At 65.5% G+C, this 25982-nt stretch carries 24 protein-coding genes and 1 other RNA gene; 15 read left to right on the top strand and 10 right to left on the bottom strand.

The annotated features are described in order from the left end of the window. Positions 1–49: 49 nt before the first annotated feature. The 4 genes from QRQ56_RS24560 (at position 50) to QRQ56_RS24545 (ending at position 6769) form a co-directional block, all read left to right on the top strand. On the top strand, positions 50–1282 hold the full coding sequence (locus QRQ56_RS24560) for a cytochrome P450 (protein ID WP_438743580.1): 1233 nt from the start codon (positions 50–52) through the stop codon (positions 1280–1282). A 143-nt stretch (positions 1283–1425) separates the two neighbouring features. Then, the gene (locus QRQ56_RS24555) at positions 1426–5067 is read left to right on the top strand and encodes an AsmA family protein (RefSeq protein WP_438743578.1); all 3642 of its coding nucleotides are present in this window, start codon (positions 1426–1428) and stop codon (positions 5065–5067) included. 321 nt (positions 5068–5388) lie between these two features. Then, positions 5389–6507, top strand: coding sequence for a DUF2336 domain-containing protein (locus QRQ56_RS24550; RefSeq protein WP_438743577.1), 1119 nt, complete (start codon positions 5389–5391; stop codon positions 6505–6507). Positions 6508–6526: 19 nt separating this feature from the next. Continuing rightward, entirely contained in the window at positions 6527–6769 is a 243-nt protein-coding gene (locus QRQ56_RS24545; protein ID WP_438743576.1) for a hypothetical protein, read from the top strand. A 31-nt stretch (positions 6770–6800) separates the two neighbouring features. On the opposite strand, the gene QRQ56_RS24540 is transcribed toward QRQ56_RS24545, so the two are convergent. The 10 genes from QRQ56_RS24540 to ssrA form a co-directional block, all read right to left on the bottom strand. Continuing rightward, positions 6801–8519 carry an ATP-binding protein gene (locus tag QRQ56_RS24540; RefSeq protein ID WP_438743574.1) on the bottom strand — a complete coding sequence of 573 codons (1719 nt, stop codon included), beginning with the start codon at positions 8517–8519 and terminating at the stop codon, positions 6801–6803. Then, positions 8516–10030, bottom strand: a complete 1515-nt coding sequence (locus QRQ56_RS24535) for an ATPase domain-containing protein (RefSeq protein WP_438743573.1) — start codon at positions 10028–10030, stop codon at positions 8516–8518. The genes QRQ56_RS24540 and QRQ56_RS24535 overlap by 4 nt, the downstream gene beginning before the upstream one ends. A 435-nt stretch (positions 10031–10465) precedes the next feature. After that, positions 10466–10963: a GNAT family N-acetyltransferase gene (locus QRQ56_RS24530; protein ID WP_438743741.1), complete on the bottom strand. Its 498-nt coding sequence runs from the start codon at positions 10961–10963 to the stop codon at positions 10466–10468. Between the two features lie 207 nt (positions 10964–11170). After that, positions 11171–13042 (bottom strand): ferrous iron transporter B, encoded by a 1872-nt coding sequence (gene feoB, locus QRQ56_RS24525; protein ID WP_438743572.1) that lies wholly within the window; start codon positions 13040–13042, stop codon positions 11171–11173. Between the two features lie 63 nt (positions 13043–13105). Then, a complete protein-coding gene (locus QRQ56_RS24520) occupies positions 13106–13381 on the bottom strand; it encodes a FeoA family protein (protein ID WP_438743571.1) in 276 nt (91 codons plus the stop codon). Positions 13382–13504: 123 nt separating this feature from the next. Continuing rightward, the gene (locus QRQ56_RS24515; protein WP_212080678.1) at positions 13505–13756 is read right to left on the bottom strand and encodes a ribbon-helix-helix domain-containing protein; all 252 of its coding nucleotides are present in this window, start codon (positions 13754–13756) and stop codon (positions 13505–13507) included. Beyond that, positions 13753–13941 (bottom strand): DUF4169 family protein, encoded by a 189-nt coding sequence (locus tag QRQ56_RS24510; RefSeq protein ID WP_438743569.1) that lies wholly within the window; start codon positions 13939–13941, stop codon positions 13753–13755. Before QRQ56_RS24510 ends, QRQ56_RS24515 begins: the two co-directional genes overlap by 4 nt. A 281-nt stretch (positions 13942–14222) precedes the next feature. Beyond that, positions 14223–15671 carry a class II fumarate hydratase gene (fumC, locus tag QRQ56_RS24505; RefSeq protein WP_438743568.1) on the bottom strand — a complete coding sequence of 483 codons (1449 nt, stop codon included), beginning with the start codon at positions 15669–15671 and terminating at the stop codon, positions 14223–14225. An 88-nt stretch (positions 15672–15759) separates the two neighbouring features. Further along, positions 15760–16278, bottom strand: coding sequence for an SspB family protein (locus tag QRQ56_RS24500; RefSeq protein WP_438743567.1), 519 nt, complete (start codon positions 16276–16278; stop codon positions 15760–15762). A 112-nt stretch (positions 16279–16390) separates the two neighbouring features. Continuing rightward, positions 16391–16765: a transfer-messenger RNA gene (ssrA, locus tag QRQ56_RS24495) on the bottom strand. 96 nt (positions 16766–16861) lie between these two features. On the opposite strand from ssrA, the gene QRQ56_RS24490 reads away from it, so the two are divergent. From QRQ56_RS24490 to QRQ56_RS24440, 11 genes are all read left to right on the top strand, one after another. Then, on the top strand, positions 16862–17467 hold the full coding sequence (locus tag QRQ56_RS24490) for a chromate transporter (protein ID WP_438743566.1): 606 nt from the start codon (positions 16862–16864) through the stop codon (positions 17465–17467). After that, the gene (locus QRQ56_RS24485) at positions 17464–17994 is read left to right on the top strand and encodes a chromate transporter (RefSeq protein ID WP_438743565.1); all 531 of its coding nucleotides are present in this window, start codon (positions 17464–17466) and stop codon (positions 17992–17994) included. Before QRQ56_RS24490 ends, QRQ56_RS24485 begins: the two co-directional genes overlap by 4 nt. Before the next feature lie 94 nt (positions 17995–18088). Next, positions 18089–18850: a tripartite tricarboxylate transporter TctB family protein gene (locus tag QRQ56_RS24480; protein ID WP_438743563.1), complete on the top strand. Its 762-nt coding sequence runs from the start codon at positions 18089–18091 to the stop codon at positions 18848–18850. A gap of 7 nt (positions 18851–18857) precedes the next feature. Further along, on the top strand, positions 18858–20372 hold the full coding sequence (locus QRQ56_RS24475; RefSeq protein WP_438743562.1) for a tripartite tricarboxylate transporter permease: 1515 nt from the start codon (positions 18858–18860) through the stop codon (positions 20370–20372). Positions 20373–20502: 130 nt separating this feature from the next. Further along, on the top strand, positions 20503–21486 hold the full coding sequence (locus QRQ56_RS24470; RefSeq protein ID WP_438743561.1) for a tripartite tricarboxylate transporter substrate binding protein BugD: 984 nt from the start codon (positions 20503–20505) through the stop codon (positions 21484–21486). 172 nt (positions 21487–21658) lie between these two features. Further along, positions 21659–22453, top strand: a complete 795-nt coding sequence (locus QRQ56_RS24465) for a thymidylate synthase (RefSeq protein ID WP_438743559.1) — start codon at positions 21659–21661, stop codon at positions 22451–22453. Between the two features lie 64 nt (positions 22454–22517). Beyond that, positions 22518–23003 carry a GNAT family N-acetyltransferase gene (locus QRQ56_RS24460; RefSeq protein ID WP_438743558.1) on the top strand — a complete coding sequence of 162 codons (486 nt, stop codon included), beginning with the start codon at positions 22518–22520 and terminating at the stop codon, positions 23001–23003. Then, the gene (locus QRQ56_RS24455; RefSeq protein WP_438743557.1) at positions 23003–23515 is read left to right on the top strand and encodes a dihydrofolate reductase; all 513 of its coding nucleotides are present in this window, start codon (positions 23003–23005) and stop codon (positions 23513–23515) included. The genes QRQ56_RS24460 and QRQ56_RS24455 overlap by 1 nt, the downstream gene beginning before the upstream one ends. A gap of 153 nt (positions 23516–23668) precedes the next feature. After that, positions 23669–24805: an FtsH protease activity modulator HflK gene (gene hflK, locus QRQ56_RS24450; protein WP_438743556.1), complete on the top strand. Its 1137-nt coding sequence runs from the start codon at positions 23669–23671 to the stop codon at positions 24803–24805. After that, the gene (gene hflC, locus QRQ56_RS24445; RefSeq protein WP_438743555.1) at positions 24802–25698 is read left to right on the top strand and encodes a protease modulator HflC; all 897 of its coding nucleotides are present in this window, start codon (positions 24802–24804) and stop codon (positions 25696–25698) included. The genes hflK and hflC overlap by 4 nt, the downstream gene beginning before the upstream one ends. Positions 25699–25770: 72 nt before the next feature. Continuing rightward, on the top strand, positions 25771–25977 hold the full coding sequence (locus QRQ56_RS24440) for a DUF2065 domain-containing protein (RefSeq protein ID WP_270162114.1): 207 nt from the start codon (positions 25771–25773) through the stop codon (positions 25975–25977). Positions 25978–25982: the final 5 nt, after the last annotated feature.

Genomic DNA, 25982 nt, shown 5'->3' with positions numbered 1-25982 from the left:
GTATTCGTGTCATGTGGCAAGAGATTGCGGCAACCGATTTGAGGTCACCATGAACGAGCACGTGCAAGGCGCCGGCGGCGCGCCGCTGTTCAACCCGCTCTCGCCGGACTTCATCCGCGATCCCTATCCGCATTACGACCGGCTGCGCACGAGCGACCCGATCCACGTGACGCCGTTCGGCCATTTCGTCGCCAGCCGCCACGCCGATGTCACCCTGGTCATGCGCGACAAGCGCTTCGGCAAGGATTACGTCGAGCGCTCCAAGCGCCGCTACGGCGACAAGATCATGGACGAGCCGGTGTTCCGCAGCATGAGCCATTGGATGCTGCAGGCCGATCCGCCGGACCACACCCGCCTGCGCGGCCTCGTCGTGAAGGCCTTCACCGCGCGCCGGGTCGAGGACATGCGTCCCCGCATCCAGGAGATCGTCGACCAGGCGATCGATGCCGTGATCGACCGCGGCTACATGGACCTGATCGAGGATTTCGCCTTCCGCCTGCCCGTCACCATCATCTGCGAGATGCTCGGCATCCCAGAGGATCATCGCGAGGTCTTCTACAAGAGTTCGCGCGACGGCGGCCGGCTGCTCGACCCCGTGCCCCTCACGCCGGAGGAGATCAAGAAGGGCAACGACGGCAACCTGATGGCGCAGATGTATTTCCAGCAGCTGTTCGAGCTGCGCCGCAAGAATCCCGGAGACGATCTCACCACCCAGCTGGTGCAGGCCGAGGAGGACGGCAACAAGCTCACCAACGAGGAGCTGACCGCCAACATCATCCTGCTGTTCGGCGCCGGCCACGAGACCACCGTCAATTTGATCGGCAACGGTCTTCTGGCGCTTCACCGCAACCCGGACCAGCTGGCGCTGCTCAAGGCGCGCCCCGAGCTGATGGAAGGCGCGATCGAGGAATTCCTGCGCTACGATTCCTCGGTGCAGATGACCGGCCGCGTCGCGCTGGAGGATATCGAGGATCTCGGCGGCAAGCGGATTCCCAAGGGGGAGACTGTGCTGTGCCTGCTCGGCTCGGCCAACCGCGATCCGGCCGTCTATCCTGATTGGCCCGACCGGCTCGACGTCACCCGCCAGAACGTGAAACCGCTGTCGTTCGGCGGCGGCATCCATTTCTGCCTGGGTGCCCAATTGGCGCGCATCGAGGCCGAGATCGCCATCGCCACCCTGCTGCGGCGGCTGCCTGACCTGCGCATCGACGACGTCGAAAACCCGGAATGGCGGCCGACCTTCGTGCTGCGCGGCCTGAAGCGGCTGCCGGCGAGCTGGTGAGGCGGCCCCGGCATTAACCTCCGCGCGCAACAGTCGCTGTGACTTCGCCACACTTCCCCTTATATAAGGGAGTGTTCCGGCACGCCTGAAGTCCACGAAGGCCAGGGTTTGGTCCGGGTACCGGTTTGGCCGAGGGGAGACCCGTGCAGACGACGCTGCTCGGATTGGCGATTGCCTTCATCATTGCGCTGCTGGCCGCGCTGATCGGGCCTTACTACGTCGACTGGAACCAGTTCAGGCCCCAGTTCGAGGCAGAGGCGGGCAAGATCATCGGCGTACCGGTGCGGGTCGCGGGTGAGCTCGACGCGCGGCTGCTGCCGGCGCCGACCTTGAGGCTGCGCCAGGTCACCTTCGGCGGCAACAACGATCTCGGCCGCCTGCGCGCCGACAAGCTCGATGTCGAGTTCAGCCTGAGCTCCCTGATGCGCGGTGAATGGCGCGCCACCGAGCTGTCGGTCGGCGGTATGGCGGTGGATCTCGGCCTCGATTCGCGCGGGCGGGTCGATCTGCCCTCCACCGCGAGCGGCACCTTCAATCTGGCTTCGCTCGCCATCGAGCGGGTCAATCTCACCGGCCGCATCGCCCTGCACGATGCCGCCAGCCGCTCGACGCTGGAGCTGAACGACATCGCCTTCTCCGGCGACGTCCGCTCGCTCGCGGGCTCGGTGCGCGGCGACGGCAGCTTCAGCGCCAATGGGGTGCGTTATCCGTTTCGGGTCTCGTCCGGACCGAGCGCCGACGGCAGCGCCACCCGCCTTCACCTCAACATCGATCCCGGCGAGCGCGCCATCCTCGCCGATCTCGAAGGCGTGCTCGCCTTCGACAATCGCCTGCCGAAATTCGACGGCGCTCTGACGCTGGCGGTGCCGCCGCCGAAGAAGGCGGGCGAGGCGGGGCCGACACCCTGGAAGCTCGCGACCAAGCTCAAGGCCGATCCGGCCGGTGCCAAGTTCGAGCAGGTCGACGCAAGCTTCGGTCCCGAGGACACCGCGCTCAAGCTCGGCGGCGTCGGCGACCTCAGGTTCGGTGCCTCGCCGCTGTTGCGCGCGGTGCTCTCGGCCCGCCAGGTCGATGCCGACAAGCTGACGGCCAAGAATACGGATAAGAACGATGCCGAGCCGCTGCGCATCCTGCCGGCGCTGCGGGCGGGGCTTGCCGCCATTCCGCAGGCGCCGATCCCGGCGCAGATCGAGTTCAACTCCGACCAGATCATGCTCGGCGGCCGTCCGCTGCAGAACATCACGGCCGAGCTGCAGACCGACGGACGATCCTGGACCTTCCAGCGGCTGGAGCTGCGCGCGCCCGGCATGACGCAGCTCTCGCTCAACGGCGCGACCCCGGGTGCCGACAGTTTCAGCGGCCGCCTCAGCGTCGAATCCTCCGACCCCGATACGCTCGTGGCCTGGCTCCAGGGCCGCAGCGAGATCAACCGCCGCAGCACGCGGCCGCTACGCCTCGCCGGCGACGTCACGATCGCCGCCAATCATCTGGCCGTCGACAAGCTGAAGGCCGACATCGAAGGCGGCACCGTCGAGGGCCGCATCGCTTTCGTGCAAACGGGCGCGAGCAAGGGCTCGCGGATCGACGCCGACCTGAGGGCGGACCGGCTCGACCTCGATGCTGCCGCGAGCTTCGTGCGTGCGCTTGGCGGCCCACAAGGCGAATGGCCGGAGGAAGCAAAACTCTCGCTCGATATCGGCCGCGCGATCTCCGCCGGCCAGGAGCTGCGGCCGTTCGCGGCGAAGCTCGGCTACGGCCCGGCATCGCTGTCGCTGGAGCAGCTGCGCTTCGGCCAGGCCGGCGGCGTCACCACCGAGGCGAGCGGCAGCTTCGATCGCGCCAAGGTCACCGGCAAGCTCGCGCTGAAATCCTCCGCCAGCTCGCTACGCGAGCTCACCGCGCTGCTCGAGCCGTTCGCGCCTTCGGTGCGGGCGCGTTTCGATGCCATGCCGTCGCTGCCCGGGGCGACGCGCCTCAAGCTCGATCTCAGCCTCGACAAGAATGCCGAGCATGCCGACCGCAGCAACGCCCGCGCCGTGCTGGAGCTCGACGCACCGCAGCTCAAGGCGACCGCGACGCTGGCCGCGCAGACGCCGGCGGCCGCGATTGGCGGCATCGATCTCGACCGCCTGCGCAACAGCGACTTCACGCTGGAGTCGAAAGTCTCGACGCCGCAGGCCGGCGCGCTGCTGGCGCTGCTCGGGCTCGATCGCATGGTGGCCGCGGGCGAGGGCGCTTCGCAGTTCGAGGGCAAGCTGACCGGTTCCTGGCGGAAGCCGTTGCAATTGAACGCAAAGCTCAGCGGCGGCGGGCTCGATGCGGACGCGCAGGGCAGTGTCGAATTGTCGGAACCGAAGGGCAGCGTGAACCTGCGCGTGCGCAGCGTCAATCTCGCGCCGCTGCTCGGCACCAGCCTGACCGACAAATCGGCCCAGAATGTCAGCCTGTCCTCACGCCTTACGCTGACGGGCAATCGCCTGAGCTTCGACGATCTCGACGGCAACGCGGCCGGCTCGCATCTGCGCGGCCATCTGGCGGTGACGCTCGATCAGGACAGGAGCGTGGACGGCGAAGTCGGCCTCGATACGCTCGATCTCGCGCCGGCGCTCGCGATGGCGATCGGCGCGGCCGGGCATGATACGGGCGAGCCGCTGAGCGCAGGGCTCGTCACGGGCTGGCGCGGCCGGGTCGCGTTCCAGGCCTTGCGCGGGATGCTGCCCGGCGGCCTCGAGCTGCGCCAGTTCGGCGGCACGATAAGGAGCGACAGCCAGTCGCTCGCGCTCGACGGACTCAAGGGCGCGATCGGCGGCGGCGAGATGTCGGCGAGCTTCGACGCGCGCAATGGCGCGGGCGGCCTTGCCTTGAACACGCGCATCGAGCTCAGCAATGTCGATGCGGCGACGCTGCGCTATCGCGACCTCGCGCTGCCCAAGGGCCGCGTCTCGGTGCAGACGGCACTGACCAGCCAGGGCCGCAGCGTCGCGGCGCTCACCGGCGCGCTCGCCGGCAACGGTACGGTGACGCTGGACGCCGCCGAGATCAGCGGCCTCAATCCGCGCGCCTTCGAGATCGCGATCCGCGCCAGCGACGGCGGCCAGGTCGCAGACGACAACCGCCTGCGGCAGCTGGTCGAGCCGGCGCTTGCCGCCGCGCCGATTGCGGTGGCCTCGGCGCAGATCCCCTTCACGATCCGCGACGGACGCCTGCGTGTCGGCGCGACGCCGCTGGAAGCGAAGAACGCCCGTGCCATCGTCTCCGGCGGCTACGACATTCCCGCCGACCAGGCCGACATCCGCGCCAGCCTGACGCCGATCATGACCGGCCTCTCCGGCGCGCCGCCGGAGATCCAGCTGTTCGCGGCGGGTCCCCCCGACAGGCTCAATCGCACCATCGATCTTGCGCCGCTGTCCTCGTGGCTCGCGGTGCGCACGATCGACCGCGAGACGCGCCGGCTGGATGCGATCGAGCGCGGCGAGCCGCCGCCGGCGACCGCCGCGCTGCCGACATTGGTGTCGCCGGAGCTTGCGCCCGAGCAGGCGCCCGCCAATGTGCCGCTGCCGGGCCAGGATCCGCGCCGCGCGCCGCCAAAGCCGAAGGCCGCGCCGACGCCGAAGGCCCCGCAGGCCGCTCCCGCCGCGCCAAGTCCTCCGCTTGCAAGTCCTCCGCTCGCCAGCCAGCAACTCGCGCCGCTGCCGCCGGCCATCGATGTGAGGCCTGCCCCGGGGCCGCCGCCCGCAAGGACCAAGCCGAAGCCGCCCTTGGTGCTGACGCCGCAGAATCCGTGAAGCACCCTCCGTCATGCCCGGGCTTGTCCCGGGCATCCACGTTCTTGGTCCCGTGCGGCTAGGCGTGGATGGCCGGGACAAGCCCGGCCATGACGCCGGAGAGGCATCGGTGCTTCAGGCTTGCTTCGCGGCGCACCTTGCCGCTCAGTTAACTCATTCCCTCGCATTTGAATGAATTTTGCCCGGCAAAACTGATTTGCCGATTTTACCGAATTCTCGCGTTTGATCTCTAGCTTCGGTTCCCAGAGGACTTCGAAAGTCCCGCCACGAGCGGCGGGACGGCTCGCCAAGAATAGCTCGCCAAGAACTGGGGTGATCGAGATGAACGGGGCGAAATCGCTTCTGCAAGATCTGGACGACGCGATCGCGCGCGGCACCGACGAAAGCCGGTCGAAGGCGTTGTGGCATGCGACCGACATTCTGATCACCGGCCGTTATAGTGACGACGAGATCAGCATGTTCGGCGAGGTGATCGGCCGGCTCGCCGAGGAGATCGAGGTCGCCGCGCGCGCGCAGCTTTCGGACGTCATGTCGGCGTGCGATCATGCCCCGCTCAACGTCATCGAGAAGCTCGCGCTCGACGACGCGATCGAGGTCGCCGGCCCCGTGCTGCGCAACTCCAGTCGCATCGACGAGAAGATGCTGGTCGAGAGCGCCCTGACCAAAGGGCAGTCGCACCTACTCGCGATCTCCCAGCGTCAGTCGATCGGCGAGGCCGTGACGGACGTGCTGGTCAAGCGCGGCGATCAGGAGGTCGTGACGTCGGTTGCGAAGAACGAGGGCGCGCGCTTCTCCGGTTCGGGCCTGTTGCACATGGTCCGCCGCGCCGAGGGCGATTCGATCCTCGCCGAGCAGCTTGGCCTCCGCAAGGACGTGCCGCGCCACATCTTCCAGCAGTTGATCTCGAAGGCGTCGGAAGACGTCCGACGCCGCCTCGAGACCGAGCGGCCGGAGATGATGGCGCAGATCCAGAGCTCGGTGACCGAGGTCACCGGCGATCTCCAGTCCAAGTTCGGCCCGTCCTCGCGCAGCTATTTCGTCGCCAAACGCGTGGTAACGACGCAGTACCGGCAGGGCAACCTCAATCAGGATTCGATCTCGAACTATGCGCGCCAGCACCGCTTCGACGAGGTGCAGATCGGCCTGTCGCTGCTGTCGTCGCTGCCGGTCGACGTGATCGAGCGCGCGATGATGGACCGCAACCGCGAGATGATCCTGGTGCTGTGCAAGGCGCTCGACTTCTCCTGGGACACGACCATGTCGTTATTGTTCCTCGGCGCCAAGGATCATCTGATCACCGCGCGCGAGCTCCACGACAACGAGCGCGATTTCGGCCGGCTCAAGATCGAGACCTCGCGCAGCGTTCTGAAGTTCTACCAGTCGCGCAAGAATAGCGCGGGTGTCGATGCGGGCCGTCAGCCCGAACTTCAGGTCCATTGAGGACAGGAGAGTATCTGCAATGTTGCCTCAATTCGGCTCCGCCGTTCGCAAGAAGAACCTCAACAGCGCCGCCTCCGCCGATCTCGGCGGTGGAGCACCGGACAAGGCCTCGGTGGACGCGGCCTGGCTCGTGCTCGAGGCCGCCAACGATCTCGGCGACCACGCCGCGATCGAAGCCTGCCGCCGCGTCATCGACGCCGAGCTGACCGGTGCAGTCGCCCGCAGCGCGGACGTCGATCTCGTGATGGGATATTTCCGCTAAGCGCGACACACGCCTTTCGCAAGCGGACCTCTCACGAGTTCAGGAAGGAGCCTGAGCGCTTGGATTCGGTCTCAAGTCGAAAGGTCGACTTCGCGGCATTCAGCGCCGCGGCGAGCTCGTCGATGTGATAGGGCTTGGCCAATATCTGGATGCCTGCCGTTTCGGCTTCGTGGATCGCGGCCTCGGCATATCCGCTGGTCAGCAGCACCGGGATGTTGCTGCGCCGCCGTCTGATCTCCCGTGCGAGCTCCACGCCGTTCATGCCGCCCGGCATCATGATGTCCGAAAAGATGAGGTCGACCGAGCGGCCGTCCGCCAGGGCGCCGAGGGCTGCTGCCGCGCTGGCGGCCCGCGTGACTTCGTAGCCGAGCTGACCGAGCATCTCCCCCACGAGCGTGGCGACCTCGTCGTCGTCCTCGACCAGGAGGACCTGGCCTTGTCCGCTCTGCTTCGGTCGCACCGCCCTGTTGAAATCGATCAAGTGCCGCTGCTTGGAGGCCAAATTCAGCGAGCGCGGCAAGTAAAGCTCGATGCTGGTGCCCTGGTCGACCTGCGATTTGATGCGGACCGTCCCGCGTGACTGGGTCGCGAAGCCGTGGACTTGCGCAAGGCCCAGGCCAGATCCCTTGCCGACGTCCTTCGTCGTGAAGAACGGCTCGAAAACCCGCGACAGGATCTCCGGCGGCATGCCGACGCCGGTATCGACGACGGACAGCCGAACGTAGTCGCCGGCGATCTCCCCGTCACTCAGCCCGGGCAGGTTCTCGCCGCGGACCAGGATGGTGCCGCCGTTGGGCATCGCATCGCGGGCGTTGACGGCCAGGTTGAGGATAACCAGCTCGAGCTCCCCGGGATCGACCTCCACCGGCCAGAGCGCATCCGGGAAGTCGAATTCGACATGCACGTCGCCCCGCAGGCTGCGATCGAGCAGCTCGCGCATGCCGCCGATCTGCATGGCGACGTCGACGGGCTCCGGGCGCAGCGTCTGGCGGCGCGAGAATGCCAGCAGCTGCTTGGTCAAGCTGGCGCCGCGCTGCGCGGCCTGGATCATTCCGTCCATCAGACGCCGGCGCCGGTTGGGATCCGTCTGGCGGTCGAGCATGTCGAGGCCGCCAGAAATCACCATCAGCAGATTGTTGAAGTCGTGCGCGACGCCGCCGGTGAGCTGGCCGATCGCTTCGATCTTCTGCGCCTGGCGGAGAGTCTCTTCGACCCGGGCTCGCTCGCTCATTTCGAGACGCAGTTGCTCGTTGGCCTCCTTCAGCTCGCGTGTTCGCTCGACCACCAGCTTCTCGAGCTCCTGCGCAGTCTGCTCGCGCGCCCGGAGCAGGGCCCGGATCTCGTACTGTCGCCGCCGCGCCCTGATGGCGGACTGAACCGCGCTGGTCAGCGTTATCGGCTGAACCGGCCGTTCGAGCAGCGAAACGTTGCGGAGAAGCTCCACGATGCTGCGTCGCCACGCAACGACCGCCGGCTGCTCGCGATGGCTGGTGAGAACGACGAAAGGCAGGTCCGACCATGGCGGTTGGGCCGCGATCCATTGGGCCAGCGGCGCCGTGTCCTTTCCGAACAATCCTTCCTCGGCGAGAAAGACGGTACCCACGCCGGCCGTCATCTCGCTGATGAGCTCGGGCAGGCTTCGGCAATTGACCGCATCCAGGTCGGAGCTGCGGAAGAGCTCGGCTGATGCCGCTCCATCACGTCCGATCGGAGCGAATATGAGAACGCGGCTATCCCCGTCCGCCCTCATTCCATCGGTCCTTCCGGGAGTGCCGCCCCGTTGTAACGGGGATTGCCGGAAAAGATGCCGCTGAACTCCTGAAGGGGCGGACCGAGCCTGAGGCCGGTGCGGCCGAGCCGGAATTCGCGGATGGTGTTCTCGTGGTTGCCGCTGCGCTTCTTGACGACGGACAGGGCGCGTCGCACCGTCCCGCCGAACTCGAAATAGCGCAGCATCACCACCGCATCGCTCAAATAGCTGAGGTCGATGGGCGTATCCATCGGGCCAACCAGTCCGTGCTGCGCGAGGATCAGGATGGTGAGCACACCCTGCTGGGCGAGATAGCTCAGAAGCTCGTGCATCTGCAGGATGAGAAAGCGCTCATCCGGCATGGCGTTCAGATAGCCGTTCAGGCTGTCGATGATGACGACGCGGGCGTTCTCGACCTCGACGCTCCGACGCAGGTTCGCCGCGAACTCGCCGGGCGACAATTCGGCGGGATCGATTTGCTGAAACCGGATCTTTCCGGAATCGAGATGTTTCTGCAGGGGCAGGCCGAGCGTCCGGGCGCGCGCTTCGATCGTTCCGCGGCCTTCGTCGAACGCGAAGAACACGGCGTGCTCGCCACGCTCGGCCGCGGCGATGGCATAGCACAGCGCGAGGGACGATTTGCCGACGCCGGCGGATCCCAGCAGAAGCGCGTTGGTACCGCGCTCGAGTCCGCCTCCCAGCAGCTGGTCGAGCTCGGAATTTCCGCTGGACATGGATTGGCCGGGGAACGCCTTGTGATGTTCGGCCGCGACCAGCCGGGGGAAGATGCGCAAGCCCCCTTCCGCGATCGTAAAGTCGTGATAGCCGCCGCGAAACCGGATGCCGCGCATCTTGATCACGCGAATCCGCCGCCGCTCGGCCCCGTAGTCGAGCGCGAGCTGCTCGAGCATGACGACGCCGTGGGCGATCGAATGCAGTTGCAGGTCGTCCTGGGACGACGAGAGATCGTCGAGCAGCACGACGGTGCAGTTGCGATTGGTGAAGAAGTGCTTCAAGGCCAGAACCTGGCGTCTGTAGCGCAGAGGATTCTGCGCCAGCAGGCGCAGTTCGGACAGGCTGTCGAGCACCACGCGCGTGGGGTTGATCCGCTCGACCTCCTTGAAGATCAGGTTGGTGGTCTCGCTCAGCTCCACCTCGGCCGGATGAAACACGGTTAGCTCGCGGTCGGGATCGAGCGTCGTCTCCGGCGGCACCAGCTCGAAGATGTCGACGCCCTCCAGCGACCAGCCGTGCCGATGCGCGACCAGGTTCAGCTCTCGCTTGGTTTCGGAGAGCGAGACATAGAGCACGCGTTCGCCATCGCGCACGCCTCGAAGCAGGAACTGCAGGGCGATCGTCGTCTTTCCGGTCCCGGGCCGTCCCTCGTAGAGGTACATCCGGTTGGCGTCGAAACCGCCGCCCAGGATGTCGTCCAGGCCTTCGCTGCCCGTCGAAATTCTCGGCAAATCCCTCAACTCGCTGCTAGCCCCGGCATTGGACCGACCAGTCATGATCCCCCTCGCGATGTCCTGGAATTCCGCGATATGTCCTGAGCGACCCTTCGACGGATCGCTGAATCAGGACCGAAAAATGTTTCTCTTAAGGAACTCGCGGAGAAGGATTGAGTTCCGCTTGAGCCCCTATGCGCGGGCATCCCGGGCAGCCCCTGGCGCTCCTTTGCGGCGCGTCGAACGCAGGGGCATTTGTGCTGCCAGACTGCGCCCGGAAGTCCGGGCTGTCGGTTCAGAATCTAACACAAGCCGTTTCGGCGATGGACCGGCGCCAGTCGTCGCCTGTCAGCGGTAAGTGGCAGGACCCGCGCGGCTCGGACGATCGCCAGGAACGAACTGATCGCTACGCACGATCGCTCATCGCGCACGTTGCTGTGATCATCGGCATTCCGTGGTGCTGTCTCTCGCACCGCTCCCTGAGCGGCGGATCGTCTCTCACCGCCGAATGCGGTAGATCACCACGTCCTCGCCGCGGCTGTTCATGCTCCGCTCGAGCAGATAGCTCGACTTTTCCAGAACGCGGCGGGATGCACCGTTGCGGACATTCACGATGCCGATGAGAGACGGCAGCCCGAAGTGTGACAGTCCGATGTCCGTCATCGCGGTTGCGATCTCGCTTGCGAATCCCTGGCCCCAGAATTCGCGCTTGTACGCGTAGAGGATCTCGATCTCGTCGACGTCGTGGACGAGAACGTGCCGGATGCCCGCGCGTCCCACAAACGCTCCGTCTTGCGTTCGCAGCACCCAGAGGCCGAAGCCATGCTGGTCCCAATGGGCCATGTTGGTGACGAGATATCTTTCCGTCGTCTCCGCCGAGCGAACGCCGCCGAGGTAGCGCGACGTCTCGGGATCCAGATGCAGCGCGACGAGGTCGGCGAGATGGTCCTCGCGCAGCCGCTCGGCGGTCAGCCTGTTGGTGCTGAAGTGGTCCACGGGATCAGATCGTCGCGTCCGCGGAACGTCGTCGTTCATGCTGCTATCGCTGCAGGTCCATCACGACATCATGCCCCTGTTTTGCCCGACGGAGCAACCAGGCGGAGTTCGTAGCCCGGATGATTTCGAGCTTCGGTAACCCATTGATTTCACGACCCCCGTCTACTGTGCATGGGGTTGTTTTCGCACTTTTTGTTCTGAGGGGCCTTAGCCGGCCCCGAACGCGACCGCGACGTTGTAGGTCAGGAAGCTCGCGGCGTAGGCCAGCACCAGCATGTAGAAGAAGGTTACCGCCATCCAGGTCCAGCTGCCGGTCTCGCGCCGGATCACGGCCAGCGTGGATGCGCATTGCGGAGCGAAGATGTACCAGGCCAGCATCGACAGCGCGGTCGCCAGCGACCATTTCGTCGCCAGCACCTGGCCGATCTGCTCGGCCGCTTCCTTGCCGCCTTCGATCGCATAGACGGTGCCGAGCGCTGCGACCGCGACCTCTCGGGCCGCCATGCCCGGGATCAGCGCCACCGCGATCTGCCAGTTGAAGCCGACCGGCGCGAGCAGCGGCTCGAGCGCCTTGCCGATGATCGCAGCCAGGCTGAAGTCGATCGCGGGCTCGGTCGCGCCCGCGGGCGGCTGCGGGAACGAGGCCAGGAACCAGATCAGCACCATCATCGAGAAGATCGTGGTGCCGGCGCGCACCAGGAACATCTTGGCGCGGGTGTAGATGCCGATCAGGATCGATTTGAGCTGCGGCACCTTGTAATCCGGCAGCTCCAGCATGAACGGCGCCGGCGCATAGTCGCGCAGCATGAAGAACTTGATCAGGAACGAGACGAGAAGCGCGCTGGCGATGCCGGTGACGTAGAGGCCGAACATCACGAGGCCCTGCAGATTGATGAAGCCCCAGATGTCCTTGGCTGGAATGAAGGCGGAGATGATCAACGTGTAGACCGGAATGCGCGCCGAGCAGGTCATCAGCGGCGCGATCAGGATCGTGGTCAGCCGGTCGCGCTTGTTGTCGATGACGCGCGTCGCCATGATGCCGGGAATGGCGCAGGCAAAGCTCGACAGAAGCGGAATGAAGGCCCTGCCGTGCAAGCCGGCGCCGCCCATGATGCGGTCCATCAGGAACGCGGCGCGCGCCATGTAGCCGAAATCTTCCAGCAGCAGGATGAACAGGAAGATGAGGATGATCTGCGGCAGGAACACGATGACGCTGCCGACGCCGGAGATCACGCCGTTCTGCAGGAAGCTCTGCAACAAGCCGTCGGGAAGGGTGGTCTGCACCAGCTCCCCGAGCGCGTCGAAGCCGGATTTGAGCAGGTCCATGGCCGGCTGCGCCCAGGCGAACACCGCCTGGAACATCACGAACAGGATCAGCGCCAGCACGACGAGACCGCCGACGGGATGCAGCACCACGGCGTCGATCCGCGCGGTCCAGGTGTCGGGCCGAGCCGGCAGGCTGACGCAATCGGCGATGATGCGGTCGGCCTCGCGCTGGGTCGCGCGCAACTCGGCGACGCTGAGCGCGCGCCAGCTGTTCGCCTCCGCCTCGGCGGCGAGCCTGGCCGAGATCTCGTCGGTCAGTTTCAACAGGTCGGCGGTGCCGCCCTTGCGCACCGCGATCGAGGTGACCACGGGCAGGCCGAGCTCCTTGGCGAGCCGCTCGACGTCGACCGTGATGCCGCGCCGGGCGGCGATGTCGAACATGTTGAGCACGAGCACCATCGGCCGTCCCGTGCGCTTGAGCTCGAGCAGCAGGCGGATGGTGAGGCGCAGATTGGTGGAATCGGCCACGCACAGCACGAGATCCGGCACGGTCTCGCCGGAGGCCTTGCCGAGCACGAAGTCGCGGGTGATCTCCTCGTCCGGGCTGCGGCCGCGCAATGAATAGGTGCCGGGCAGGTCGACCACGGAGACCTGGCGCCCCTGGGGGGTGACGAAGAAGCCTTCCTTGCGCTCGACGGTGACGCCGGGATAGTTCGCGACCTTCTGCCGGCTGCCGGTCAGGGCGTTGAACAGCGAGGTCTTGCCGCTGTTTGGCGTGCCGACCAGGGCGAGATGCAGCAGGGGTAATTCCATGTGATCAACGGCCTGGCAGAGGGCTTGGCGAGAGACTTGGGGATGAGGCGTCTGGTCGCAGTCTTAGGCGACGATGATGGCCATGGCTTCGCGGCGGCGGACCGCGATCGTGATGCTGTCGACCCGCACGGCGATCGGGTCGCGCCCGACCAGGCCCTCGTGCAGGACCTCGACCCGGGCGCCCTCGACGAAGCCGAGCTCGATCAGGCGGCTCTCGAGCTCGATGTCCGAGAGCGCGGAGCCCGCATCGCGAGCGGACAGGTGCTGGATGACGCCGGAATAGCCGCGCTGGGCTAGACCCAGCGGCATGTGCGGGCGCGTGTCATTGGTGTCGGTCATGCCCTGTATTTTCAACGCAAGGCATTGAGGTCAAGCGCGGGCGCTCGTTGAAACCGCACCTTAGAGTGATTTTAAAGTGCGGGTGCCGGAGCGCCGGCGAGGGCGCTCCCGCAAGGGCTGAGCCTATTGGGCCGGAATCTTGTCCGGCTGGGCGGCCATGGCCCGGCTTTTGAAATAGTCCAGCACGAAAAGGCGGATCGCCGACGACAGATTGCCCTGCTGGCGGTTGTTGTCGATCTCGCCGACCAGCTCGGACAACGTCATGTTGCGCAGGCCGGAAATCTCCTTCATGCCGTTCCAGAACGCCTCTTCCAGGCTGACGCTGGTCTTGTGTCCGGCGACGACGATCGACCGTTTCACGACGGGCGACTTCATGGCTGCTCCTCGGGATCGATCTGATGCTGGTCCAGATGCGCTTTCGCCTTGTCCGCGCGCGTCTGCTCCGCCGACCGTTCCGCCTTCGTGCGACCGAACTTCGTCCGGTTGGCGTCCGCCTGCTTCGCCGAGGTTTCCCGCTCGGCGCGCTTCCTGAAACGATTCAGGTTGATGACGTTCCCCATGCCGCGTCTCCATCATCCGATCCTCGTCAGGAGGGATGAAACATTCCGAAACAGGGTGCCGCGTTGCGCCCCAAAAGACTTGATCGCCATTCGCTCGTCCTCGTCAATCGGCCCCTGGGGCCATCAAACGATGAATTTGGCCCCCGTCGGGAGGCAGAATGGCTGCGTAGCACGCCGTCCGGCCTGAACATTGACGGTAATCAAATCCCACCCCCAAAGCCGCACATTTCTGGGGCGCCCGGCGTCCGTATCATTACGGATGGGTATCGGAATTCGGAATTTTATCCCGGGCTGGTCATCTTCTCGGGGCGCACCAGGCGATCGAACTCCTCGGTGGAGACGAAGCCGAGCCGCAGCGCTTCCTCCTTCAGCGTGGTGCCATTGGCGTGGGCCGTCTTGGCCACCTTGGCGGCGTTGTCGTAGCCGATCTTGGGGGCGAGGGCCGTTACCAGCATCAGCGAGCGCTGCATCAGCTCGTCGATGCGCTTTTCGTCGGCACGGATGCCGCTGACGCAATGCTCGGTGAAGGACCGCGCGGCGTCCGCCAGCAGGCGGATCGAGTGCAGCATGTTGTAGGCGAGCACGGGCTTGTAGACGTTGAGCTCGAAATGGCCCTGGCTGCCGGCCACCGTGATGGCGGTGTGATTGCCGAACACCTGGCAGCACACCATGGTCATCGCCTCGCACTGCGTCGGATTGACCTTGCCGGGCATGATCGACGAGCCCGGCTCGTTCTCCGGCAGGATCAATTCGCCCAATCCCGACCGCGGGCCCGAGCCCAAGAGGCGGATGTCGTTGGCGATCTTGAACAGGCCCGTCGCGACGGAATTGATGGCGCCATGCACCAGCACATAGGCATCGTTGGAAGCCAGCGCTTCGAATTTGTTGGCGGCGCTGGTGAAGGGCAACTTGGTGATGGAGGCGGCATGCCTTGCGAACAGTTTGGCAAAGCGCGGCTTGGAGTTGAGGCCGGTGCCGACGGCGGTGCCGCCCTGCGCCAGCGGATAGAGATCCTTCACCGCGACCTTCAGTCGTGCGATGCCGCTCTCGACCTGCGCCGCATAGCCGGAAAATTCCTGGCCGAGCGTCAGCGGCGTCGCGTCTTGGGTATGGGTGCGGCCGATCTTGACGATCTTTGCGAACGCCTTCTCCTTCTTGCGCAGTGCGCGCAGCAGCTCGCCGAGGGCGGGGACGAGGTCGACATTGATGCGGCTCGCGGCCGCGATGTGCATGGCGGTCGGGAATGAATCGTTCGACGATTGGCTCATGTTGACGTGGTCGTTGGGATGCACCGGCTTCTTGGTGCCGAGCTCGCCGCCCAATAGCTCGTTGGCGCGGTTGGCGATGACCTCGTTGAGGTTCATGTTGCTCTGCGTGCCTGAGCCGGTCTGCCACACGACAAGCGGGAAATGGTCGTCCAGTCTGCCCTCGATCACCTCGCGCGCGGCGCGGATGATGGCGCCCGCGCGGCGCTGGTCGAGCAGGCCGAGTTCGAGATTGGACTGCGCCGCGGCAAGCTTGACGATGCCGAGCGCGTGAACGAGGGAGATCGGCATGCGATCCGTGCCGATGCGGAAATTCTGGCGCGAGCGTTCGGTCTGCGCGCCCCAATAGCGGTCGGCGGCGACCTCGATGGGACCGAAACTGTCGGTCTCGGTGCGGGTCGCGGGGCGGGTGGTCTTCGAGTTCGTGGGCTTGGAGCGGGAAGCTTTGGCCATGAGCACATCCATTCTGCCGCGCGAAACGCCGCGCGGTTCTTCATGTGCTCTTCTATATAGGCAGTCTGGCCGGGCGCGACGGCTCCGAGGCCAACCTAGATCATTTCTTGCGGAAACGATCGAGCCGTACCACTTCGGCGCTGCCCTTGGTCGGGGCCGCCGGCTCCTCCGCACCTTCCGCCGATTCGGCGGCAGGCGTCTGCACGGCGACCGCCGACGGCGCGGGAGCGGCCGGCAGCGTCTCGGGCGCGACCTCGGCGACATCGGAGGTGTCGAACTGGAGGCCGAACTTCACGGACGGATCGAGGAAGCTCTTGATGGAGCTGAACGGCACGATCAGCCGCTCCGGGATGCCGCCGAAGGACAGGCCGACCTCGAAGCGGTCCTCCAGCACGGTCAGGTCCCAGAACTGGTGCTGCAGGATGATCGTCATCTCTTCCGGATATTGCGCCAGCAGCCGCGACGACAGCTTCACGCCCTCGGCCTTCGACACGAAGGTGATGAAGAAATGGTGCTCCCCCGGCAGGCCATGGGCCGCGGCATCGGTCAGCACCTTCCGCAGCACGCCGCGCAGCGCGTCGCGGGCCAGCACATCGTATCGGATATGATCGGTCGCCATGGTGGTCCTGTTGCATCCCCGAAGCCGAACCAGCCGGCTCGACTCGCCAAGCCGCAATGATATCGCGCCGGACGGGTGAGCAGGAGTCCCCGCCTGGGAAGAAATGAAGGTAAGTGGAGGCTTCTGTTGCCAGGTGCCTCCGAACCCCGCCTAACGGAGCTTAACCCGTTAGGACTTCAGAATGGTCTTTCAAACTGCGTTACGCAGCCTGAGCAACCGGAGCAAAGTTGTCGTTGGCAACTATTGCATAGCCCGATAACGGCGGAACAATACCGGGAAAAAGTTCGCCCTTTACGCCCTCGTCGATCCTATTTCGCCCCCGCCGAAGCTCACCTGTCAGTGGGCCAAGCTCGCCGAACGATGAGCTTTGGTGGAGGCGCCGGGTACCGCCCCCGGGTCCGAATGGTTTATTGCGACGACCGTTTATTTCCATAGCCGGCGAACCGGCACCCCCAATATAGGGGGCAAAGGTTTTGAAAAACAGGGGTTTCGATCGGGGAGGGCCCGGTTCCCTTTGGATAGGTCCGACGTGGCCCTGCGCCCGACCTTGGCCGCACCGCAGGCCCCGTTCTAAGCTCCTGACATGCCCCCGGATTCCGCATCGGCCGCTCAAGAGCCGGATATCCCCACAGCCGACGCCGCTCCGCCCGGCCTGCTGGACCTGTTTCTGGCCTTCGCCAGGATGTCGCTGGCCGGTTTCGGCGGGGTTTTGGTGTTTGCCCGGCGCGCCATCGTCGAGCAGCACCGCTGGATGACGGCGGACGAGTTCAACGAGACCTTTGCGCTCTGCCATTTCCTGCCGGGGCCCAACATCGTCAATCTGTCGATGGTGTTCGGATCGAGGCTGCGCGGCATCGCCGGCGGGGTTGCCGCCTTCGCCGGGCTGTTGCTTCCGCCGACGCTGATCATGACCGTGCTCGCGATCGTCTACGCCCGTTTCGGCGACCTCGATCTGCTGCGCCGCAGCCTCGCCGGCATCTCCTGCGCGGCGGTTGGCCTGTTGATCGCGGTCGTCTTCCGCATGATGACGCCGCTGTTGAAGCGGATGGATCCGTTGGCGCTGACCCTGATGCTCGGCGTTTTCCTCGCCATCGGCGTGCTCCGCCTGCCGCTTCCGGCGGTGCTGCTGGTCGCGATCCCCGTGAGCATCGGCGCAACTTATTTCCTGCGGCGGAAAGTAGCAGCATGAACGCCGAGAACCCGATCTGGGCGCTGATCACCACCTTTGGGCTGATGTCGCTGTTCGCCGTCGGAGGCGCCGCGGCGGCGGTGCCCGAGATGCACCGCATCGCGGTCGAGGTGCAGCACTGGATGACCGACAAGCAGTTCAGCGACGCCTATGCGATCGCGCAGCTCTCGCCAGGTCCGAACGTCCTTATCGTGACGTTAATCGGCTATGCCGTGGCCGGCATCCCCGGCGCGCTGGCGGCAACGCTGGCGATGTGCCTGCCGACGGCGCTGCTTGCTTATTATGTCAGCCGGCTCCTGAATCGGCCCAGTCAATCGCGCTGGCCGGGCCTGATTCAGGCTGCACTGGTTCCGCTCTCGATCGGATTGATGGCCGCGAGTGCCCTGATCCTGGCCCAGTCGACCGATCGCACGATTGCTGCACTGCTTCTGACCGCCATGGTTGCGGTGGTCGCATCGGTCTCGCGCATCAATCCGCTCTGGCTCCTGCTCGCCGGAGGCCTGTTTGGTTTTGCTGGCATTGTGTGATGAAAGTGGCTAGGCAATGTCCGGGCGGGGGATCCAATTCCAGCCGATTTAGAACAACAGTGCTCGTGACTTACGGGTCGCGGAGGAGACATGCATGGCCGATACGATGGGCCACTCGGCGACAGCCACCCGAAACACCTCGGTGGCGCTCGGCTTCTGTCTGCTGGCGATAGCGCCGCAGATCTTCGAATTCATCTGGTCGATCGGGACGATTTTCGGCTGGGGCGCGGGCCGCGGCCCGGCCGCAGTGGTGATCGCCCATGCCACGGCATTGCTCGCCGGTGCGCCCGGCGCGCTGATCGGAGCGGCCAGCGGTGACACCAAGAAGGCGTCATCCGAGGTTCTGCTGGCGCTGATCTATTCCTATCCGCTCTTTGCGGTGGCGATCGTCACGCTGTTCATGACCATCAGGTCGGCCCAGGACTATGTCGGCGGCATCATCCTGATGGCGCTGGCCCTGTTCGCACTGTGGGCTTCCAGCGACCTGCAGGGCATGCGCGGCTTCTCCTTCGGCGCCGGCACCGCGCCGCGGATGTTCGGCGGACTGCTGGTCGCGATGTCCGCGGGCATCGCCCTGACCGGTCTTCTGACCGACGGGCCGGCGATGGCCCATTATGCTTGGCGCGGGCCGATGTTCGTGATGGTCGCGATCGTGTTCTTCGCGCTGGCGATCCGGCCGCTCGGCCTCGTGGTCACGGCCTTCGCAAGCTTCATGATCGCAGCAACGGGCTCGCACGAGACACGCTGGCTGGAAGCTGCCATCGTCGGGGCCTGCCTGACGGCCGGCTGCGCAATCCTCTTTCCCTACGTGCTCGGGCTTCCGATGCCGATGTTTCCGCGTTTCCTGATCCAGTGAGGGCGTGATGGATATTTTTGCGAACCTCGCTCACGGCTTCGTCGTCGCTCTGTCCCCGATCAATCTGCTGATGTGCCTGATCGGCGCGCTGGTCGGCACGCTGGTCGGCGTGCTCCCGGGCATCGGCACCATCGCCACCGTCGCGATGCTGCTTCCGATCACCTTCGGACTGCCGCCGGTCGGCGCGCTGATCATGCTCGCCGGCATCTATTACGGCGCGCAATATGGTGGTTCGACCACCTCGATCCTGGTCAATATTCCAGGTGAGGCGACATCGGTCGTCACCGCCATCGACGGTCACCAGATGGCCAAGCAGGGCCGCGCCGGCCCGGCGCTGGCGATCGCGGCGATCGGCTCGTTCTTCGCAGGCTGCGTCGCGACCGTGCTCATTGCCGTGCTCGGCGCGCCGCTGACGAAGCTCGCGCTGGCGTTCGGTCCGGCCGAATATTTCTCGCTGATGGTGCTCGGCCTGATCTTCGCGGTCGTGCTGGCCAAGGGCTCGGTGCTGAAGGCGATCGCGATGATCGTGTTCGGCCTGTTGCTGTCGATGGTCGGTTCGGACATCGAGACCGGCGCCTCGCGCATGGCCTTCAACATCCCGGAGCTTGCCGACGGTCTCGGCTTCGCGACGGTGGCGATGGGTGTGTTCGGCTTCGCCGAGATCATCCGCAATCTCGACGCAGGCGCCGAGATGAATCGCGACCTCGTGCAGCAGAAGATCACCGGTCTGATGCCCACCAGGAAAGATCTGAAGGATTCGACGCCTGCGATCCTGCGCGGCACCGTGCTCGGTTCGATCCTCGGCATCCTGCCTGGCGGCGGCGCGGTCATCGCCTCGTTCGCGGCCTATACGCTCGAGAAGAAGCTGGCGAAGGACCCGAAGCGGTTCGGTCGCGGCGCGATTGAAGGCGTGGCGGCACCGGAAAGCGCCAACAACGCTGCGGCGCAGACCTCCTTCATCCCGCTGCTGACGCTCGGCATCCCGCCGAACGCGGTGATGGCGCTGATGGTGGGCGCGATGACCATCCACGGCATCGTGCCGGGCCCGCAGGTGATGCAGAAGCAGCCCGACCTCGTCTGGGGCATGATCGCCTCGATGTGGATCGGCAATCTGATGCTGATCATCATCAACCTGCCGCTGGTCGGAATCTGGGTCCGCCTGCTGCGCGTGCCGTACCGGCTGATGTTCCCCTCGATCGTGATCTTCTGCGCGATCGGCATCTACTCGGTGAACAACGCACCGGTCGACGTCATCCTCGCCGGCGTGTTCGGTCTGGTCGGCTACTGGCTGATCAAGCACGATTTCGAGCCGGCGCCGCTGCTGCTCGGCATGGTGCTCGGACCGCTGATGGAAGAGAACCTGCGCCGCGCGCTCTTGATCTCGCGCGGCGACTGGAGTGTGTTCCTGACGCGACCGCTGTCGGCGGTGCTGCTCGCGATCGCGGCGAGCCTGCTGCTGCTCACGGTGCTGCCTGCGCTGCGGTCGAAGCGCGACGAGGTGTTCACCGAATCCGAGAACTGAGGTTGTCGCGGCGCCCGGCGCCCTGCGTCCGCGCGCCGCATTCGGAAGTCGAATCGACTTGTGTGACGGCTTCGTGAAATGAAAATGCCGGCCCTTGGGCCGGCATTTTTGTTTGTCCCGGAGGACCGATATGACTTCCATTCGCGCGCTCGCTTCGGGCGCATGTGCAGCAGCGCTCGCATCGCTGTGTGCCTTTGTTTCGCCGGCGAATGCCCAGGCCTATCCGACGCGCAGCATCACCATGATCGTGCCGTTCGCGGCCGGCGGTCCGACCGACGTCGTCGCGCGCATCGTCACGTCGCACATGGCGCAGACGCTCGGACAGAGCATCATCATCGAGAACGTGGTCGGCGCCGGCGGCACCACCGCGACCACGCGCGCCGCGCGCGCGGCCAATGATGGCTACACGCTGATCACCGGTCACATGGGCACCCATGCCGCTTCCGTGCCGCTCTATCCCAAGCTCGCCTACCATCCCGAGAAGGATTTCGAGCCGGTCGCGCTGCTCGCGGGCACGCCGATCCTGATCCTGGCGCGCAAGGACTTTCCGCCGAAGGACCTGAACGAGTTCGTGGCCTACGTGAAGGCCAACGCCGAGAAGGTGAACGCGGCGCATGCCGGCGTAGGCTCGGTCTCGCACGTCTCCTGCGAGCTCCTGCACTCGCTTCTCGACGTCAAGCCGGTCGGCGTGCCCTTCAACGGCACGGGACCTGCGATGAACGCGCTGGTGGCGGGCCAGGTCGACTACATGTGCGACCAGATCGTCAACGCCGTGCCGCAGATCAACGCCGGCACCATCAAGGCCTATGCGATCGCAACGCCGGAGCGCAATCCGTCGCTGCCGAACGTGCCGACCACGGCGGAAGCCGGCCTGCCGAAATTCCAGGCCCAGGCCTGGAATGCGATGTTCGCGCCCAAGGGAACCTCGGCTGCGATCGTGGCCAGCCTGAACGCTGCGGCCAGCAAGGCGCTCGACGACGAGACCGTGAAGAAGCGCCTGCTCGAGCTCGGCAGCGTGATCCCGACCCCGGCGGAGCGCACGCCGGAGGCGCTGGCGACCCTCGTCAAGAACGAGATCGCCAAGTGGACCCCGGTGCTGAAGCCGGCCACTTAAGCAGCAACTTCAAGCCGATAGGCGAGGGGCGGGACAGCCGAGTTCCGCCCCTTGTCGTTTGCGCCGAGACCACTCATTTTTCCGGGTATAATCGGTGCGGACAGCGAATCGCCGCTGTTGCAGCGCGGGGGTGGCCGCTAAGTTCGCCGCCTCCCCAAAGGCTCAGTCGCACATGCACCAGTATCAGGACCTGCTCGAGCGGATTCTTTCAGACGGCGCGGAGAAGACCGACCGCACTGGCACCGGCACGTTCTCGGTGTTCGGCCATCAGATGCGCTTCAATCTATCCGCCGGCTTCCCGATGCTGACCACCAAGCGGCTGCCGCTGAAGGCGATCGTGCATGAGCTGCTGTGGTTCCTGAAGGGCGACACCAACATCAAATATCTGAAGGACAACGGCGTCAGCATCTGGGACGAGTGGGCCGACGCCAACGGCGATCTCGGCCCGGTCTATGGCCATCAATGGCGCTCCTGGCCAACGCCCGAGGGCGGCAGCATCGATCAGATTGCGAAGGTCATCGACATGATCAAGCGCACCCCGGATTCGCGTCGGCTGATCGTGACGGCCTGGAATCCGGCCGACGTGGACAAGATGGCGCTGCCGCCGTGCCATCTGCTGTTCCAGTTCTACGTCGCCAACGGCAAGCTGTCCTGCCAGCTCTACCAGCGCTCGGCCGACGTCTTCCTCGGCGTGCCCTTCAACATCGCCTCCTACGCGCTGCTCACCATGATGGTGGCGCAGGTCACGGGCCTGAAGCCCGGCGACTTCGTGCATTCGTTCGGCGACGCCCATCTCTATTCCAACCATCTGGAACAGGCGCGGCTTCAGCTCTCGCGCGCCCCGCGTGCGCTGCCGGTGATGCGGATCAACCCTGATGTGAAGGACATCTTCTCCTTCCGTTACGAGGATTTCGAGCTCGTCGGCTACGACCCGCACCCGCACATCAAGGCGGAAGTCGCGGTCTAGCGCATGATCCGGAAAAGTGTGCCGCGGTTTTCCGATCAGATCATGCGCGAAAAAGAATAGACCGATGTCCTTGACCATCCGCCGTGCGCAGCCCGGAGAAGCCGGGCTCGTTCTGTCCTTCATTCGCGAGCTTGCACACTACGAAAAGCTCTCGCACGAGGTCGAGGCGACCGAGGCCCACATCGCCGGGGCGCTGTTCGGCGAGGCGCCGCGGCTCTATTGCGCGATCGCCGAGTGGAACGGCGAGGCCGTCGGCTTTGCGGTGTGGTTCGTCAATTTCTCCACTTTCAGCGGCCGTCACGGCATCTATCTCGAGGACCTCTATGTGCGGCCTTCGCATCGGGGCAAGGGCCTCGGCAAGGCGCTGCTGGTCTATCTCGCGAAGGAATGCGTCGATAACGGCTGGTCGCGTCTGCAATGGGCGGTGCTCGACTGGAACGCGCCGTCGATCGCGTTCTACAAATCGCTCGGCGCCGTCATGATGGACGACTGGACATTGTGCCGCGTCACGGGGCCGGCGCTGACGCGGCTGGCCGGGAGCGTATCCTGATGGAGATCGTCTTCGTCGTCGCGATCGCGGAGAACGGTGTCATCGGCGCCGGCAACGCGATGCCCTGGCGATTGAAATCCGACCTGGCGCGCTTCAAGGCGCTGACGATCGGCAGGCCCGTGATCATGGGCCGCAAGACCTTCGAGTCCCTGCCTCGCCGTCCCCTGCCGGGCCGCACCAACATTGTGATCACGCGCGATGCGGGTTATCGCGCCAACGGCGCCATCGTCACGACGTCGGCGGCGGATGCCGGCGCGGTGGCGCATGGTGATGCCCTGCGGCGTTCGGTCACTGAGATCGCGGTGATCGGGGGGGCCGAGATCTTTAGGCAATGGCTCGATCGCGCCGATCGCCTCGAAATCACCGAGGTGCACGCACGGCCCGAAGGAGACACGCATTTCGACATCGACAGGGCCGAGTGGGACGAGGTCGCGCGTGTCCGTCATCCTGCCGGAGGCGACGACAGCGCCGACTACTCCTATGTGACATATCGTCGGCGGCGCGGCCATTAACCGCTTTCGTCAATGTTTACATTGACTTTTTCGTGCCCGAGCATAGCTCGGAAGACGGTGAGGGCTGCGTTGTAAGGGACCTGCCTGTCCCCTATAAAGCCGATCCGGACAAAGCGGGCGGGGGCAATTCCACCCTGCCGAGGAGAGCGTCGAATGCCGTGGAAGAATCAGGGCGGTGGCCCATGGGGCTCGGGTCCGAAGGGACCGTGGGGCTCAGGCCCGCAACCGGTCGGGCCGAGGCCGCCGGATCTGGAAGACCTTCTGCGGCGCGGCCAGGATCGGCTCCAGCAGATCATGCCGGGTGGCTATTTCTCCGGCATCGGCATCACGCTGATCGTCCTGCTCATCATCGCATTCTGGCTGCTGTCGGGCTTCTTCCGCGTGCAGTCCGAAGAGCAGGGCGTCGTGCTGCGCTTCGGCAAGCATGTCCGCACCGTCGATCCGGGCCTGAACTATCATCTGCCCTATCCGATCGAGACCGTGCTGCTGCCCAAGGCGCTGCGCGTCAACACCATCTCGATCGGCATGACGCTGATCGACGATCCGGCCCGGCGCGGCCGCTCCATCCGTGACGTGCCGGAGGAGAGCCTGATGCTGACGGGCGACGAGAACATCGTCGACGTCGACTTCACCGTGCTGTGGCGCATCAAGCCCAACGGCGTCGGCAATTTCCTGTTCAACATCCAGAACCCCGAGGGCACCGTGAAGGCGGTCGCCGAAAGCGCGATGCGCGAGGTGATCGGCCGATCACAGATCCAACCGATCCTGACCGGTGCGCGCAACGTCACCGAGCAGGGCGTGCAGGAGCTGATCCAGAAGACGCTGGACAGCTACGGCGCCGGCATCCAGATCTCCCAGGTGCAGATGCAGAAGGTCGATCCGCCCGCGCAGGTGATCGACGCCTTCCGCGACGTCCAGGCGGCGCGCGCCAATTTGGAGCAGCTGCAGAACGAAGCGCAGACCTACGCCAACCAGGTCGTGCCGCAGGCGCGCGGTCGCGCGGCCAAGATCCAGCAGGATGCGGAAGGCTACAAGGAGCAGGCGGTCGCCGAGGCCAAGGGCCAGAGCGCGCGCTTCCTGAAGGTTTACGAGGAATACAAGAAGGCGCCCGACGTGACGCGTGAACGGATCTATCTGGAGACGATGGAGCGCGTGCTCGGCGGCGCGGACAAGCTCGTCTATGACGGCGGCCCCTCGGGCCAGGGCATCGTGCCCTATCTGCCGCTCGGCGAACTGTCCGCCAAGCGGCCGCCTACCCCCGGTCCGCAGTCGAGCGGAGGCAACCGATGAGGTCTCCGGTCACAGGTATCGTCACGCTGCTCGCGCTCCTGCTCGTCGTGATCGTTGGCTACATGTCGCTGTTCACGGTCGCGCAGACCGAGCAGACCATCGTGCTGCAGTTCGGTCGTCCCGTCGACGTCGTCACCGCGCCCGGCCTGCACTTCAAGGCGCCGTGGAATTCGGTGATCAACGTCGACAAGCGGATTCTCGACCTCGAGAACCCGTCGCAGGAAGCGATCGCGTCCGACCAGAAGCGGCTCGTGGTCGATGCGTTCGCGCGCTACCGCATCAAGGACGCGCTGCGCTTCTATCAGAGCGTGGGCTCGATCCAGGCTGCGAACATCCAGCTCACCACGCTCCTGAACGCGGCGCTGCGCCGCGTGCTCGGCGAGGTCACCTTCATCAACGTGGTGCGCGACGACCGCGAGAAGCTGATGCAGCGCATCCGCGACCAGCTCGACCGCGAGGCCGACGGCTACGGCATCGAGGTCGTCGACGTCCGGATCCGTCGCGCCGACCTGCCGGAGCAGAACAGCCAGGCGGTTTATCAGCGCATGAAGACGGAGCGTGAGCGTGAAGCGGCCGAGTTCCGCGCTCAGGGCGGCCAGAAGGCACAGGAGATCCGCTCCAAGGCCGACCGCGAGGCGACCGTGATCATCGCGGAAGCCAATTCGCTGGCCGAGCAGACCCGCGGTGGTGGCGACGCCGAGCGCAACCGCCTGTTCGCGGAAGCCTACGGCAAGGACGCCGACTTCTTCGCGTTCTACCGGTCGATGACGGCCTATGAGAACGGGCTGAAGTCGAACGACACCCGCTTCCTGCTGCGGCCGGACTCGGACTTCTTCCGGTATTTCAGCAACCCGTCGGGCAAGCTGGCAACCGAGACGCCGGCGAAACCGTAAGCTAGACAGGGGGCGGCGGATCTCGCCGCCCTTCGTCCAAACGAAAACAGCACCACGGGAGGTTCCCATCCGATGAGGTCCATTGCGTTCGCCGACTTCCTCATCGGCCTGGGCATCCTGTTCGTGCTGGAAGGCTTGATGTTCGCAGCCAGTCCGAACTGGATGCGCAAGGCCATGAAGAGCGCCATCGCCACGCCGGACAACATCCTGCGGGTGGTCGGGATCGGCTCGGCGGTCGCCGGCCTGATCCTGATCTGGGTCATGCGGCGTCCGGTTTAGCGCCT

The organism is Bradyrhizobium sp. U531 (genome assembly GCF_051710265.1).
Lineage (GTDB): Bacteria > Pseudomonadota > Alphaproteobacteria > Rhizobiales > Xanthobacteraceae > Bradyrhizobium.
The sequence above is the reverse complement of the archived record's forward strand: the minus strand, read 5'-3'. Positions and strand labels throughout refer to the sequence as shown.